The following is a 13,543-nucleotide window of genomic DNA, read 5'->3' on the forward strand; positions in this document are numbered from 1 at the left end:
CGCCCGTGGTGCCCCCGCCGGTGCCGCCGTCGCCGCCACCGCCGCCGACCCCGAAGATGCCGCCAGTGCCACCGACGCCGCCTTGGCCGCCCTTGAAAGATCCTCTGTTACTACCGTTTCCGCCGGCGCCGCCGAATCCGCCGTGGCCGTCTATGGCACCACCGTTGCCGCCGCGACCGCCTTGCCCGCCTGCTCCGCTGGTGCCGGCGTCACCTCCTTGTCCGCCGTCGCCGCCACCGTGGAACAGTCCGCCGTTCCCGCCGGCGCCGCCGGCCCCACCATTGCTGATGACGACGCCGACGCCGAGGCCCCCGTCACCACCGTTGCCGCCGCGACCTCCGACACCACCGAACAGTCCGGAGTTGCCACCGCGACCACCAGTGCCGCCGTTGCTTCCCGGGGATCCCGCACCGGCGGAACCCCCATCGCCGCCATGACCACCGAACACGCCACCGCGGCCGCCGTTGCCCCCGTCGATGTGCTCGGAGGTCCCGCTGCCGCCCCGGCCACCAGAGCCGAAGAGGCCTGCGTTGCCGCCGTGGCCACCGTTGGCGCCGTCGCCGCCATTGCCGAATAACCAGCCGCCGTCACCGCCGGTGCACGCGGTGCCACAGGTCGCGGGGTCGGGGCTGTATCCGTTGCCGATCAGCAGCCCGCCGTCTGGATGCTCGGCAGTGCCATCGCCGACGAGCATGACCGGGACGGGCGCCACGTACTCAAGCACGGCGTGACCCAGGCGGCTGCCACCACAGCCGGGAAAGTTCGAATTGCATTGCGGTGCAGCGCCTGCCGTGGCTGCTGGCGCGAGCGCCATGACAGCGTAGCCGGCACCGGCGATGACCACCCACGCTGCACCGGCGCGCAGGTGATGCACGCTTCTCATACAGTGGCCCGTCCGACGGCGAGGGGATGGACGACCGCCGGCATCCCATGCCACACCGCGGCATCGGCCGTCACCGTGAACCCGCAGGCCTGCATCAACTGCAGCGTCGGGCGGTTGCACACACATCCGCCGGCGAAACCGCGCCATGGCCGCACCATCACGCCCTGGTACGCCGCAAGGAAACGCGAGTCGGAGCGAACGTGTTCGATGAACAGCAACTGTCCGCCCGGTCGCAGGATGCGGGCGATCTCGCGCAACGCAGCCTCCGGGTCGGGGACGGTGCACAACACCAGCGTGGAGACGACCGTGTCGACCGAGGCGTCGGTGAACGGTAGATGCAGGGCGGACGCATCAGAGATCCGCGCGGCACCACCGATCCGTTCGACGCGCCGGGCGAGTTTGCGGCGCATCGCGGGTTCGGGCTCGGTGAGCACGAGCTCGTCGACGGTGTCGGGGTAGTACGCCAGGTTCAGCCCCGTTCCGGCGCCGATTTCGACCACGCGTCCGCGCGCACCGGCTACCAGCTCGCGACGCCGGCGGCGCATGCCGACCAGCTCGCCCAGCCAGACGAACGGGTCATACACCAGCGCCATGACGCGCAGCCACACCGCGTAGGCCGGGGTGGGCTGCTGATCGGTGCGGGAGTCCTCGCGGGCGGTCTCGGTCATGTCGAGAAACTACGGCCGCGCCGCGCCGCCCCGCATCGCTCAACCCGGCCATCTTGCGTGGATGGCCGGTTCGGGTCATCCAGGGCCGGCTCTCGCACTCGAATGCGGACCTCGGATGAACCTGAAAGCGCCCGTGTTCGTGTCGTAAACAGACGACAGTTCACCGGTCGCCCAACGAGGACAGGGGCATGCGCGCATCGTGGAACACAGTCTGATGGGACTTGCCTTCGGCGCCGGGTTGGTGGCTGTGCTCAACCCGTGCGGCTTTGCGATGCTCCCCGTCTATATGACGCTGGTTGTGCAGGGCGACGCCGCCGGTCAGCTCACCGCGCTGCGCCGGGCCGGAGTGGCCACCATCGAGATGGTGCTGGGCTTCATGACGGTATTCGGTGCTTTCGGCCTGCTCACCGTCTCCGCGGCCGCGGCTGTGCAGCAGTACCTGCCGTACGCCACGGTGGCGATCGGCGTCGTCCTGGTCGCGCTGGGGATCTGGTCGCTGGCCGGCCGGCACCTTCCCGGCCTCAACCCGATGACCAGTACCAGCCGATGGGCGCCGACAGTGCGTGGCGGCTCGATGTTCGGCTACGGCGTCGGATATGCGATGGCGTCGCTGTCGTGCACCATCGGACCGTTCCTGGCCGTCACGGCGGCCGGGTTCCGCAGCGGCCTGATCGTCGACGGGTTGCTGACCTATCTGGTGTACGCGGCGGGTATGTCGCTGATCGTCGGCGTACTGGCCATCGTCGCGGCCTTCGCCAACCCGATCGGTGTGTACCGAATGCGTCGAATCCTGCCGTATGTCAACAGGTTCGGCGGCGTGCTGGTGCTGCTCGTGGGTGTGTACGTCGGCTACTACGGTGTTTACGAGATACGTGTCTTCAACGGCACCGCGGTGTCGGGGGACCCGGTGATCGCCGGTGCCGGACGCATTCAAAACGGTCTGGCGGTGTGGGTGCACGGCCACGGCGGTTATCCCTGGCTCACGTCGTTGTCGGTGCTGATGCTGAGCGCGTTCGCGGTGTCCTGGACCAGGCGACTGCGCCGAACCGCCAAGGTTCGCCGCGTACTGCGGCTGCATTGCGCAGGGTTGAGTCCGTTCTCGCCGTGACCGACTGAATTCCTTGGTTTCGTGCTGAACCAACCGGAAACGCCACTCGTGACTCAAAAAAGAGGACACTGAGTGCGCGATCAGGGAAAGTTCATCACAGAACAAGGAGTGTCGATGTCGACACCAACGGTTGAGGCGAACGACGGCGTCGGGCTGCCCGAGGTCACAAACGGCGACGCCCGCCAGCGGATCTTGGAGGCGACGGTCGAATGCTTCCGCGCCCATGGGTACGAGAAGTCGTCGATGCGCCTGATCGCGAATACGGCCAAGGTGTCGCAGACGCTGCTGCATTACCACTTCGAGACCAAAGAGAAGCTCTTCGAGGCCGCCATCAACGATGTGGCGACGAAACTGTTCGCCACGGCCGCGACCCAGCTGATGCCGGCCGATTCCGTGGGCGACAGCCTGGCCGACGCTGCCGGTCTGCTGTACACCCTGTTCATCGACAACCTCGACACGGTCACCTTCGTCGTCGAGTTCGGGGCGGCCGCCAACCACAACGAATTCCTGCGCACCGCCTACCTTGAATTCCGGGACACCCAGCGACGGCAGTTCGCCACGCTGCTGCGGTCCATCGCCGGTGACGAGGCGCCGGAGCATGTGATCGACGAGTCGGTGCGACTCATGGAGGTTGTGCTGCTGGGGATGTCGATGCAGCGCCCGTTCGCGTCCGATCAGGAGCGGTTACGCGGTGATTTCGACAGCTTCGTCCTCATGCTGATCACCCGGCTCTTCGAGGGCTTGGCTTCAGGCTGACGTGATGACCACAGTCGACGGTCCGTCGTCACCCGGCGACACCCATCCGTACGCGCTGTGGGATGCCGCGTATGTCCTCGGATCCCTGTCGTCGGCAGATCGGCGCGATTTCGAGGCGCACTTGAGGGAATGCCCGTCCTGTGTCGACGCCATCAGCGACCTGAGCGGCATGCCAGCGCTCTTGGCGCAGATCGACCGCGGTTACGTCGACACCCTCGACGATCGAGGCGGGCAGGCCGGGGTGTCGCCGCTTCGGGACGAACTCCTGGCCACCGTCACCGCGCGGCGACGTCGGTCACGGACCACGACGTGGACATGGTCTGCGGCTGCTGCGATGGTGGCCGGCCTCACCATCGTTGCCCTGCAGTCGAACCCGATGGTGGTGACGCCGGCGCCGGTTCAGCCGGCAGCGCTCACGATGACACCGATGAGGCCGGTTCCCCTCACTGCCACAGTCACTCTCAGTCGCCGGACGTGGGGTACTCGCATCGAAATGCAGTGCATCTATGAAGCGGGACCGATGGACGCCGATTACGGCGGCGGTGAGGCAAGCGACAAGCTCGCGATGGTGGCGGTAGGTCGCGACGGGAGCCACACCCAGCTGGCCACGTGGACCGCACGGATCGGGATGCCGGCGTCGCCCGGTGGCAGCACGTCGATGCCCGTCGACGAAATCGCCTCAGTTCAAATTGTTTCCGTAGATGCGGGTGCTGTTCTGCTCGAGCGTGACCTCTGACGAGGTCAGTGGGCAACAAGTTTCGGGATGGTTCCCGGAGCGGCGCCGGATGCCAGGCCGGCGAAGTAGGCGCCGGACCACATCCACAGTCCTGCTTGCAGCCGCAATGAGCTGCGGCCGATGGCTGCGTCGCCGTCGGCGTAGGCGGTCATGCTGGACAGTACCGCCGCTTTGCTGACCATCAGGTAGGCCGAACTCAGCTGCACCAGCGCCGTATACGAGGCGAGGGAGAAGCCGGCCTGGGCCAACCCTTCCCAGACGAACCGGCCCGCCCCGGTGGCACCCTGGAGCACGGTTGTCCACATCGCCATCTCCGACCAGCCGGGCGTGGCCGGGTCTGCCAACTTCTCGAGTGCACTGTCGTACCGGGTGGCGAGTTCGAGCGGGAATGCCGTCGAGCTGCATGCAAGGAAGCCGGTGCAGGACAGTGTGTCCTGCATCGAGGAAACTCCCGCCGGTGGGTGTTCCAGCACCACTTGCAGATAGCCGCGGTTATATCCGTAGAGCGCCAGCAGCACTGGCACCGAGACGTGTGCAACCGTCGAGACGACCCAATCCGGCGCGTCGGCAGCCACGCCCGTCAACCCGGCAGACACGGCGTCGAACAGCCGGATGCCGATCGCCGACGGTGACAGATCGATTGCCGGGACCGGCACCGTGATCGCCGGGGTGCTGGTGGGAGTGGCGTGCAGGTTGTCGCGCAACCAGATTCCGCCGAAATAGCCCGACGCCGCCAGGTTGCCGAGCAGCAGCCGCACCTGTGGTGCCGGAATGTTGTCCTCGGCCAGCGCGTCCAAACTCTTGACCGCCAGATCGCCGAAGAAGAACCGTGCGCTGTCGGCCGGATCACCGCCGGCGGCAACGAAATTCGTGGCGAACGGCTTCATGAAGTCGCCCGACACGGTGAACGATGCGCCGCTGACGACGGGCATCGGCGGCAGGGTCACCGATACGTCGGGCACCACAGTCGTTGTCGCGCTTGTTCTTTGAGTCGATCGGGGGGCGAGGTGCGCTGCCCGTCGTGCGGCCGGGCGGCGACTCTCACTGCGGACCGCCGTCGGGCGCTCGGTCAGCCGCGCAGACTTGGCGGCGGGCTTCGTCACCGACTTCTCGGCGGGGGACCCGGCATCGGGAGCGGCCGAGGCCACCCCGTGTCCGAGGAAGAGCCCGGCGCCGATCCCGACTGCGAGCAGACCGCCTGCGAAATATCCTGATGCCTGCACGCTGCACAGACTATCAGTTCAGCAAATATCGATGCCGGTGTTTACGTGTTCAGTTCAGCGCGCGCCTCGGCGACCGTGTCCTTGTCGCACAGACGCAGACTGTGGGCGAGTTCGGCGGCCTGCCCGGCGTCGGCCACCAGGTGCATCGGAATGCCCTCGTCGCGCAGCGCCTGCGCATGCTCGCGCAATGAGGCGTTGCGCTCGTCATCGTCGCCGCCGACCTGTCGGATGATGGCCGCGAGCACCCGTCCGGGGTATTCGCGCGCAACCTCCTCGTAGATCAGCGGGTCACGCTGACCGCTGTCGCCGATGACGACGAAACGCATCCGCGGGTAGGCCTCGAACAACCGGCGGACGGCGGCTCGTTTGTGCTCGGCGCCGCTGCGTCGGAGGTAGCGCTCGGTCGGGCCCCAGTCGGTGAGGAACATCGGGCCTGGCGGAAAGGCGCGCAATTCGACGAACTGCTCCAGCATCGAATAGAACGACCAGCTGCCCGTGGAGACATAGAAGAAGGTGGGCTCCGCACGACGGCTCCCGGTACGGGTCTCGGCGCCGCGGGCCAGACCGCGGTAGAACGCCGCCATGCCCGGGATCGCGCTGCGTTGCTCCACAGCGTGCAGCAGGGTCCGGGCAACCATCGTCACACCCTCGGTGAGGCCGGTGAGAAGAATGGTGTCGTCGATGTCGGAGATGACCAGATACGGCGCGGCCAGTGCCGGTTTGATCACCCAGCCGGTACCGGCCGCCGATTCATCGTCGGCGATCCCCGCGGCGACCGCCGTCGCGGCGTGCCAGCCGATGCGCAGCTTCGGTACCGGCAGTGAGAAGTTGGCGAAGCCGTGGCTGTCGGTCACCTCGGTGGCCCGATGTGTTCCGATGCGCAGCTCGACCTCGGTACCGACGATGGACAATGTCGCGTGCCGTCGCACATTGCTCTGGGCGACGTCCCAATACGGGATCCGGCTGTCCCCGGGCAACTCCGGTGTCTCCATCACCCGGACCCGGACCTTGGCGACATCGTCGGCGACGTACCCGCGGTAGACCACCACGTGAACACCGCGGAAGGCGCCCAACTGCAGTTTGAGGTCGCGACGTCGCTCGGTGAGCTTGCCTTCCAGCCCGGCCACGACGGCGGTCAGATCCGAGGTGATCCGGCGGGGCAGACGAGGCATGAGAACAGCATGGCAGTCCGAGGTCCTCCGATTGGCGGACACCGGGTTCATCCTCGGCATCAGCCGACCGCCCGATGCCGTCGACGCTTGCGAACAAGGAGAGTCATAGCCGACGACAACGACACCGAACAGGGAGGTCAGCCATGTTGGCTCGAATCACGCAATGGCTGGAGAAGGCGGGCAGCAGCCTCGGCGGCGCGGATGCGCTGAACCCGATCGATCCCTTCTACGGCGCGACGTGGACCGGTCGCGTGCCCGCCACGGTGGAAGGGCGCAGCATGAGCGCCGGCCGGCTGCCGCTGGTGGCGGCCGCACATCTGCCGGTGTTTTGAGCCGACGGTCTGGGACTCTGTCGCGCAGCCCGGGCGACAAGATGTCGAGCTCGGCAGTGTGTGTCACCCCGCCGGCGCGTTCAGGCCAGTAACGGATCGACCGCCGAGCGCGGCACCAGCACCTGGGTGGCGCCCGCCGCCTCGGGCAGCAGCTGGCCTTGGCTGAAGAAGAAGATCACGCCGTCATCGGTGATCGCGAAGTCCTGGTAACTCGCGGGGTCCATACCGGTGACCGGATCGACCGAGATCGGCTGGCCGGCCTGCTTCTGCAACTCGGCGACGACGATCGGATACACCACCTTCAGTGGGTCGGCGCCCGGCCGCCACAGCGTGTCGTAGGTGATCGGGGTGCGAGAGGTCTGATCCCAGTTGAACGCTTTGAACGATGTGTCGGGGTGTGCACCGCCGATGTTTTCGTAGTTCTGCAGGACCAGGGACTCGGTGGAGCGCGGCGGGACCGTCGAGGTGTACGAGGTCCCGGTGATGTCCAGTTCGAAGGGCACGTCGCCCGGGTTGGACGCCTTGGCCACGTTGAGGAAGCCGTCACGAGTCTGGCTGATGTAATCGGCGACCGACTTGAGGTCCGGGTAGCGGCTGGGGAAGCTGATCTTGACCTGGTAGGTCGGGTCGGATTGCTGGATGTCGCACGTCTGCCCGTTGTCGACGCCCTTGAGGTCGGCGCAGTAGTTCTTGGGTGCGGCTCCGGCGATGCCGGGGGCGGCCGCGATCGCGGCGGCGGTGATCAGCGTCGCCAAGGTCGCCTTGCGCATGTCCAGGTCCTTCCGTCGTGTCGGCCCAGACTAGGGCATGGCGCCGCGGCCAACGGGCAAGCTGGCTAGCGGACGGCAGCTCGGCCCCGGATGCGACCGAGGAGCACGAGCACCAGCAGTGTCACGAGCAGCAACACCGTCGTGCTGGCCGCCGCCTGAAATGCCTGACCACGGTCAGTGAGGCCAAAGATGGTCACCGGCAACGTTTTCCATGTCGCCGGATAGACCATCACCGTAGCGCCCAGCTCGCCCATCGACAGCGCCACCGCCAGCCCGGCGGCCGCGCCCAGTGCGGGCAACAGCAGCGGAAGCGTCACCCGGAACAGCACTCGGGCCGGGCCGGCACCTAGAGACTCCGCGGCTTGCCGGTACGCCGGGTCCAACCGGTTCAGCGCCGCCGACACCGCACTGAAGGCGAACGCCAGCACCAGCACGAAGTGGGCGACGATGACGATCCACCGGGTGCCTCCCAGAAGGATTGGCCGGCTGTTGAAGGCGATCAAGAGGCCCAGTCCGATCGCGACAGATGGCACTGCAATCGGGAGGTGGAATACCGCGTCGGTCAGCCGACCGAGCCAGCGGGGCGCATCCCTGGACGCGATCGCGGCCCACGTTCCGAACAGAAGCGCGAGTCCGCCGGCCAAAAATGCCGTCTGCATGCTGACGGAGAGGCTGGCCAGATTCTCACCGGAGAGCGCCGGTCCGAATCGGGTGAACCCGACGTTCGACGGCAGCGGCCCGTTCCACGACCCGGACAGCCCGGCCATCACCACGGTGCCAAGCGGCGCGACGAACACCACCAACACGACGACAGCGAAGAGTGCCAGCATTACGACGCGACTACGTCTGCCCCACAGCAACATCGGGTCATCTCTCCCGGTTCCGGCCGGTGGAGAACCGGGTGAAGACGGCACGGTAACCGGAATACAGAGCCAGGGACAGGGCGATCTGGACTGTCGCGATCACCGCCGCGCCGGGCAGGTCGAACGTCACAATTCCTCGCGTATAGATCAGCACCGGCAGCGTGATCACACCTTTGGCGCCGGTGAATAAGACGATGCCGAACTCGTTGAGGGTCAACAGCAATACCAGGCTTCCGCCGGCCATCAGGGCCGGCCAGGCTTCGGGCATGATCACCGAACGCAGCACCCGCAGGGGAGAGGCACCCAGACTCGCCGCGACATCGAGCTGCTGGCGAGGTAGAAGCGCGAAGGCCGCCAACAGCGGGCGGATCACGAAGGGAGTGAAGAAGGTGATCTCGGCGGCTATCACCCCTGCCGGCGTGTACAACACGTTGAGCGCCGGTGACGAGCTCCCGCTGACGGTGGAGATCAGCGCATTCACCGCACCCGCGCTGCCGTAGAGAAACGTGAACGCCAACGTGATCAGAAACGACGGCAATGCAAGGACCGTATCGATGAGTCGGCCGACCACTGAGGAACCGCGAAATGGTACGAACGCCAACACGATTGCCAGGAAGGTGCCCAGCACGAGACAACCGGCGGTCGACGTCACGGCGATCGCCGCGGTGCGCCATAGGGCTGCCCGAAATGCGGGCGAACCCAGAACTGACCCCCACGTGTCGGTACCGTGCCCACCGCCGCGAACTCTGGTCGACTCCATGCACACTCGCAACAACGGATAGACCGCGACGAGCAGCACGATCAGCAGCGGCGGCAGCGTCCACCACAGCGGCTTCCCGCCGCGGACCGTCCGCCGCGCGGGTGCGGCGCCGGTCGGTACCGGCGGGTCGAGGAGCGCTGTCATCGACCCACCTGGACGAGCACGCCCGCAGGTTGCGGAAAGCGCAGCCCGACCTCGGTGCCCACCGCGTAGCCGGTGTGTCCCGGCGCATCCACTTCGATGGTGCGGTCTGCCACACCGTCCACCGACAACACCACACGGGTTGTCGCACCCCGCCACACCGATGCATTGACAGTGGCACGCAATGCTTCCGGATGGCCCAATCCCACGATCTGCAATACATGCGGCCGAATGCACAAGAGGGCCCGCGCACCGGGCGCCCAGTCGACCTTCCCGACGGCGGGTTGCGGTGCCTCGGCACTGACGGTCTTGTGCGCGATACTCACCAACGCGGAGGTGCCGATGACGCGGCCGATGGTGCAGGGGATCAGGTTGGCGCCGCCGAGAAAAGATGCCGTGAAACTCGTCGGCGGCCGCGTCCACAGGTTTTGGGCGGTATCGACATCCATCAGCCGCGCATCGTTCATCACCACGACGCGGTCGGCCAGCGCGAGCGCCTCGGCCTGGTCGTGGGTGACGTACAGCATCGCGGTGTCCGGCAGTGCTTCTTTGAGTTGCTGTAGTTCCGCCAGCATCGACTGACGAAGCCGGGCATCCAGGGCGGCCAGCGGCTCATCGAGGAGAAGCACCTTGGGGCGGATCGCCAAGGCACGCGCAATCGCCACTCGCTGCTGCTGTCCGCCGGAAAGCTCACGCGGCAAGCGCTTTCCGAATGACCCCATACCGACCATGTCGAGTGCTTCGGCAACGCGCGGACCGATTTCCCGGCGGGCGACCCGGTGTGACTTCAATCCGAAGGCGACGTTTTCGGCGACCCGCATGTGTGGGAACAATGCGTAGGACTGCAGCACGACCCCGATGCCCCGCTTCGACGGCGGCAGATCGGTGACATCGCGTCCGCTGAGCCGGACCCTGCCTGCCGTCGGCCGGACGAATCCCGCCAGGGCGTTCAGCGCGGTCGACTTACCCGATCCGCTGGGTCCCAACAGCGCGACGGTCTCGCCAACGGAGACCCGCAGGTCGAAGTCGATCAGCGCATCGGTCAGATTCTTGCCGCGCCCGTAGCTCACCCGTACCCGATCAAAAGTGATGGCAGGGGCCGCGTCGGATACCGCAGGTGCCGACCGGCTGGCCGACGTGGCCTGAGATGAGCTGACGGCGATCTCGCTCACCTCAGTTCCCGGTGGCCTTCTGATAGGCGGCGACGTCGGCGTCGAGGTCGTTGAGTACCGCGTTCCAGTCCGGCGACCAGACCTGCACACCCTTGAGCAGGCCGGTGGGCGTGGTGGTATCCGACGAGCCGGCCGACGCCGAGACGACTGCGTCCTTGACCGGAATGCCCAAAGCATCTGTGGCGACGGTCTTTTGCACCGCATCGGACAGCAGGAAGCTCAACAACTTCTTGGCCGCCTCGACATGAGGTGCGCCCTTGGTGACACCTGCGACATAGGGCAGTGCGACCGTGGTTCGGGTGTGGTCGGCCATCTCGGGGAAGAAAATGACGAACTTCGAGCCGTCGTCCTTGATCGAGCCGAGATTCATCTGGACGTCACCGTTGGCCACCAACAGTTCGCCGTTGCTCACCTTGGGCTGCAACTTTCCGGTGGACGACGACGGTCCGACGTTGTTGGCCTGTAGCTTGCCCAGGTAGTCCAGCGCCCCCGGCGTGCCCATCAGATGCTGCAGCAGAACCAGCACCGCGGTTCCGTCGCCGGCCTGCCCGGGGGTCGAATACTGCACCTTGCCCTTGAATTCCGGCTTCAGTAGGTCGTCCCAGCTGACCGGCATCGGGTTGGCGCCGGGATTGGCAATGAAACTCAGTGCATTGTTGACGATCGCCACGTACTTGCCGCCGGGGCCGACGAGGTCCGGCGAGATGCCGGTCGTGTCGGCGTCACCGGCTTGCAGCAGCCCGGACTTGTCCGCTTTCTGAATGAACGGCGGCAGAGTGACCAACAAGTCGGCCTGCGGATTGGATTGCTCTTTCTCCACCCGTGACACGACCTCGCCGGAACCCGCCTCGACGACGTTGACGTTGATCCCGGTGTCCTTGGTGAACTTCGCGAACTGACCCTTGTACCAGTTTCCCAGGCCGTCGGCGCTGTAGACAGTCAGCGTTGTGCCGCCGCCGGAGCTCGACGTGCCGGTACCGCCACACGCGCTGAGCAGTGTCGCGACGAGGGCGACGGTGGCCACCGCCGTCCAATTTCGAATCTTCATCAGTACCTTCCGGTTGCGCGGGTTTGGGTGATCAGGTCGGCGAATTCGGTCACGGTCGACACGATGTGGGTGGCCCCGGCGTCCCGCAGTTGCGCGGCGTTGTGCGCACCGGTGAGGGTGCCGGCCGCGACTCGGCAGCCGGCGCGCAGCGCGCTGTGGATGTCGCTGCTGGTGTCTCCCAGCGCCGCGACGTTGCCGACCGCGTCGGCTTGCAGACGCATCAGCGCTGTCAGGATCAGGTCGGGGTAAGGCCGGCCGCGAACGCCGTCGCCGGGGGCCAGTGTCAGATCGGCCAGCGACTGCCAACCGAGCGCGGCCAGCAGCTTGTCCTGGGTGGCGGCGCTGAATCCGGTGGTCAATGCGACTTTCACGCCGGCCTGCCTCAAGGCGGTGATGGCGTCGGCCGCCCCCGGAATCGGCCGGGCGTTGCCGGTATCGATCAGTTCGTCATAGGCCTGCTCGAAGGCCTGATTGGCCTGCTGCGCCAGCTCTTCGGTTCCGAACAGAGCGCGGAAGACGGCGATCTTCGACTGGCCCATGGTGTCGAGCACATAACGGCGCGCGCGTTCGCGTTCTTCGCCACTCGGCGGCAGGCCCGCCGCGGTGGCTGCAGCCTCGAAGGCCTCGACCACCAGGCCGTCGTCGGCCACCGTGGTGCCGGCCATATCGACGACCGCCAGTTGAATGCCGTTGTCCGCCATCACTGTTCCTCGATTCCGCTCAGAGACCGATGAGTTCCGCGCTGTGCTCGGCGATCGCCGGTGCCAGCGTCATCCCGCGGCCACCGGGCCCGGTGATCACCCAGGAGTCGTCGCCGATCGGTCGCCGGCAGACCAGTTCGCTGGGGTCGACGCACTGGCTGTACACCCCCGCCCACCGCTGACGAACGGGCGGCAGGCGTCGTCCCAGAAACTCTTCGACCACCTCGACGAGATAGGAGTAGGGCGCCTCCTGCACGTCGAAGCCGAACGGCTCGGTGTACTCGTGGGTGTCGCCGATGGTCAGCCCGCCGTGCAGTCGCTGCACGCATAGCAGCTGCATCCGGTCGGCTTTGGCAATCGGGTGCTGGGATTCGTTGTCCCGCAGATCATTCAGTGCGGCACCGTCGAAACCAGGGTAGTAACGGAAGCTGTCGCCGTCGGCGATCGCAGTGGTCAGGGGTTCGCCGAGAGGCTCGGTCTGCATCATCTGGAGTCGAACTCGTCGCACCGGGAGGTCTGCAGCGACCTCTCGGGTGAGCCCGCCGTGGGCGGCGCCCGGGCACAGCAGTACGACATCGCCTTCGTGGCGGCGGCCATGATCGTCGCGCACGACGCGACGCTCGATCGAGCGTGCTTCAGTGCCCGCGTGGAACGTGTACCGTTCGCTGCTTTCCAGATGTGCGCGGATGGCGGGCAACGCTTGGCGAGACTCCACCACTGCGTCGCGTGAACAGTGAAGTGCCGCAAGAAAACTACCGCGCAGCGCGGGGTTCAGTGCCCGGACCTCCCCGGGTTCGAGCACGCGGAAGCCGCGCCGCGGCGCGCCCGGGCGCCGCGAGACGTCTTCGGCCACGGCCAATTCACGCGCAGAACGCAGCAGGGTCAGTGATCCGGACGGGCGAAAGCCCACGCGGGGAACTCGCTCACCGATTTTCTCCCACAGTTCGCGTGCTCGCAGGGCGGCGTCGAGCTCGTGCTCCGCGCGTCCGGAAACCCATACGAGTCCGAAGTTGCGCACGGTGGCCCCGCGGGCCTCGACCTCGCGTTCGAGATGGACAACGGTATGTCCGCGCTCGATGGCTTCCCATGCGTGGGCGGTGCCCAGCACGCCGCCACCGACAATCGTCACCCGCATGAGTACCGAGGTTGTAGACCCAGAGCATCGGCGGTCCGACGGGGCGGTTCAGTCCACCTGAACAGAAGATTAACT

At 66.7% G+C, this 13,543-nt stretch carries 14 protein-coding genes and 1 pseudogene; 4 read left to right on the forward strand and 11 right to left on the reverse strand.

Annotated elements, in window-relative coordinates; genetic code table 11:
- A pseudogene (locus BST42_RS30085) lies at positions 1 to 883 on the reverse strand (hypothetical protein); the annotation flags it as partial.
- On the reverse strand, positions 880 to 1,551 hold the full coding sequence (locus tag BST42_RS12230) for a class I SAM-dependent methyltransferase (RefSeq protein ID WP_083118908.1): 672 nt from the start codon (positions 1,549 to 1,551) through the stop codon (positions 880 to 882). The pseudogene BST42_RS30085 and the gene BST42_RS12230, both read right to left, overlap by 4 nt.
- Positions 1,552 to 1,750: 199 nt before the next feature.
- Between BST42_RS12230 and BST42_RS12235 the strand changes: the two genes are divergently transcribed.
- From BST42_RS12235 to BST42_RS12245, 3 genes are all read left to right on the forward strand, one after another.
- Positions 1,751 to 2,659 (forward strand): cytochrome c biogenesis CcdA family protein, encoded by a 909-nt coding sequence (locus tag BST42_RS12235; protein WP_110918578.1) that lies wholly within the window; start codon positions 1,751 to 1,753, stop codon positions 2,657 to 2,659.
- A gap of 114 nt (positions 2,660 to 2,773) precedes the next feature.
- The gene (locus BST42_RS12240) at positions 2,774 to 3,415 is read left to right on the forward strand and encodes a TetR/AcrR family transcriptional regulator (protein WP_083119612.1); all 642 of its coding nucleotides are present in this window, start codon (positions 2,774 to 2,776) and stop codon (positions 3,413 to 3,415) included.
- A 4-nt stretch (positions 3,416 to 3,419) separates the two neighbouring features.
- On the forward strand, positions 3,420 to 4,151 hold the full coding sequence (locus BST42_RS12245) for a zf-HC2 domain-containing protein (RefSeq protein WP_083119615.1): 732 nt from the start codon (positions 3,420 to 3,422) through the stop codon (positions 4,149 to 4,151).
- 5 nt (positions 4,152 to 4,156) lie between these two features.
- Here BST42_RS12245 and BST42_RS12250 read toward each other — a convergent pair whose 3' ends face one another.
- Positions 4,157 to 5,374, reverse strand: a complete 1,218-nt coding sequence (locus BST42_RS12250; RefSeq protein ID WP_133057449.1) for a hypothetical protein — start codon at positions 5,372 to 5,374, stop codon at positions 4,157 to 4,159.
- Between the two features lie 41 nt (positions 5,375 to 5,415).
- Positions 5,416 to 6,546, reverse strand: a complete 1,131-nt coding sequence (locus BST42_RS12255; protein WP_165760844.1) for a phosphatase domain-containing protein — start codon at positions 6,544 to 6,546, stop codon at positions 5,416 to 5,418.
- Positions 6,547 to 6,689: 143 nt separating this feature from the next.
- Here BST42_RS12255 and BST42_RS12260 point away from each other — a divergent pair, with 143 nt between their 5' ends.
- Complete coding sequence (locus BST42_RS12260; RefSeq protein WP_083118912.1) at positions 6,690 to 6,878, forward strand: hypothetical protein; 189 nt, start codon at positions 6,690 to 6,692, stop codon at positions 6,876 to 6,878.
- A gap of 80 nt (positions 6,879 to 6,958) precedes the next feature.
- On the opposite strand, the gene BST42_RS12265 is transcribed toward BST42_RS12260, so the two are convergent.
- The 7 genes from BST42_RS12265 to BST42_RS12295 all read right to left on the reverse strand — a co-directional run bounded on the left by BST42_RS12265 (position 6,959) and on the right by BST42_RS12295 (position 13,468).
- Positions 6,959 to 7,648 carry an esterase gene (locus BST42_RS12265; RefSeq protein WP_083118913.1) on the reverse strand — a complete coding sequence of 230 codons (690 nt, stop codon included), beginning with the start codon at positions 7,646 to 7,648 and terminating at the stop codon, positions 6,959 to 6,961.
- 65 nt (positions 7,649 to 7,713) lie between these two features.
- Positions 7,714 to 8,511, reverse strand: coding sequence for an ABC transporter permease subunit (locus tag BST42_RS12270; protein WP_083118915.1), 798 nt, complete (start codon positions 8,509 to 8,511; stop codon positions 7,714 to 7,716).
- Between the two features lie 4 nt (positions 8,512 to 8,515).
- Positions 8,516 to 9,415: a 2-aminoethylphosphonate ABC transporter permease subunit gene (locus tag BST42_RS12275; RefSeq protein ID WP_083118917.1), complete on the reverse strand. Its 900-nt coding sequence runs from the start codon at positions 9,413 to 9,415 to the stop codon at positions 8,516 to 8,518.
- On the reverse strand, positions 9,412 to 10,584 hold the full coding sequence (locus tag BST42_RS12280) for an ABC transporter ATP-binding protein (RefSeq protein WP_083118918.1): 1,173 nt from the start codon (positions 10,582 to 10,584) through the stop codon (positions 9,412 to 9,414). Before BST42_RS12280 ends, BST42_RS12275 begins: the two co-directional genes overlap by 4 nt.
- Position 10,585: 1 nt before the next feature.
- A complete protein-coding gene (locus BST42_RS12285; RefSeq protein ID WP_083118920.1) occupies positions 10,586 to 11,632 on the reverse strand; it encodes a 2-aminoethylphosphonate ABC transporter substrate-binding protein in 1,047 nt (348 codons plus the stop codon).
- Entirely contained in the window at positions 11,632 to 12,333 is a 702-nt protein-coding gene (locus BST42_RS12290) for a phosphonatase-like hydrolase (RefSeq protein WP_083118921.1), read from the reverse strand. Before BST42_RS12290 ends, BST42_RS12285 begins: the two co-directional genes overlap by 1 nt.
- A 19-nt stretch (positions 12,334 to 12,352) precedes the next feature.
- Positions 12,353 to 13,468, reverse strand: coding sequence for a TIGR03364 family FAD-dependent oxidoreductase (locus BST42_RS12295; protein ID WP_083118923.1), 1,116 nt, complete (start codon positions 13,466 to 13,468; stop codon positions 12,353 to 12,355).
- Positions 13,469 to 13,543: the final 75 nt, after the last annotated feature.

Source organism: Mycolicibacterium rhodesiae (assembly GCF_002086695.1).
Lineage (GTDB): Bacteria > Actinomycetota > Actinomycetes > Mycobacteriales > Mycobacteriaceae > Mycobacterium > Mycobacterium rhodesiae.

Excerpts from the sequence above, each read along its gene's own strand:
- BST42_RS12230 (WP_083118908.1), bottom strand. The coding sequence starts at position 1,551 with ATGACCGAGACCGCCCGCGAGGACTCCCGCACCGATCAGCAGCCCACC.
- BST42_RS12240 (WP_083119612.1), top strand. The coding sequence starts at position 2,774 with ATGTCGACACCAACGGTTGAGGCGAACGACGGCGTCGGGCTGCCCGAG.
- BST42_RS12245 (WP_083119615.1), top strand. The coding sequence starts at position 3,420 with ATGACCACAGTCGACGGTCCGTCGTCACCCGGCGACACCCATCCGTAC.
- BST42_RS12255 (WP_165760844.1), bottom strand. The coding sequence starts at position 6,546 with ATGCCTCGTCTGCCCCGCCGGATCACCTCGGATCTGACCGCCGTCGTG.
- BST42_RS12260 (WP_083118912.1), top strand. The coding sequence starts at position 6,690 with ATGTTGGCTCGAATCACGCAATGGCTGGAGAAGGCGGGCAGCAGCCTC.
- BST42_RS12265 (WP_083118913.1), bottom strand. The coding sequence starts at position 7,648 with ATGCGCAAGGCGACCTTGGCGACGCTGATCACCGCCGCCGCGATCGCG.
- BST42_RS12270 (WP_083118915.1), bottom strand. The coding sequence starts at position 8,511 with ATGTTGCTGTGGGGCAGACGTAGTCGCGTCGTAATGCTGGCACTCTTC.
- BST42_RS12275 (WP_083118917.1), bottom strand. The coding sequence starts at position 9,415 with ATGACAGCGCTCCTCGACCCGCCGGTACCGACCGGCGCCGCACCCGCG.
- BST42_RS12285 (WP_083118920.1), bottom strand. The coding sequence starts at position 11,632 with ATGAAGATTCGAAATTGGACGGCGGTGGCCACCGTCGCCCTCGTCGCG.
- BST42_RS12290 (WP_083118921.1), bottom strand. The coding sequence starts at position 12,333 with ATGGCGGACAACGGCATTCAACTGGCGGTCGTCGATATGGCCGGCACC.
- BST42_RS12295 (WP_083118923.1), bottom strand. The coding sequence starts at position 13,468 with ATGCGGGTGACGATTGTCGGTGGCGGCGTGCTGGGCACCGCCCACGCA.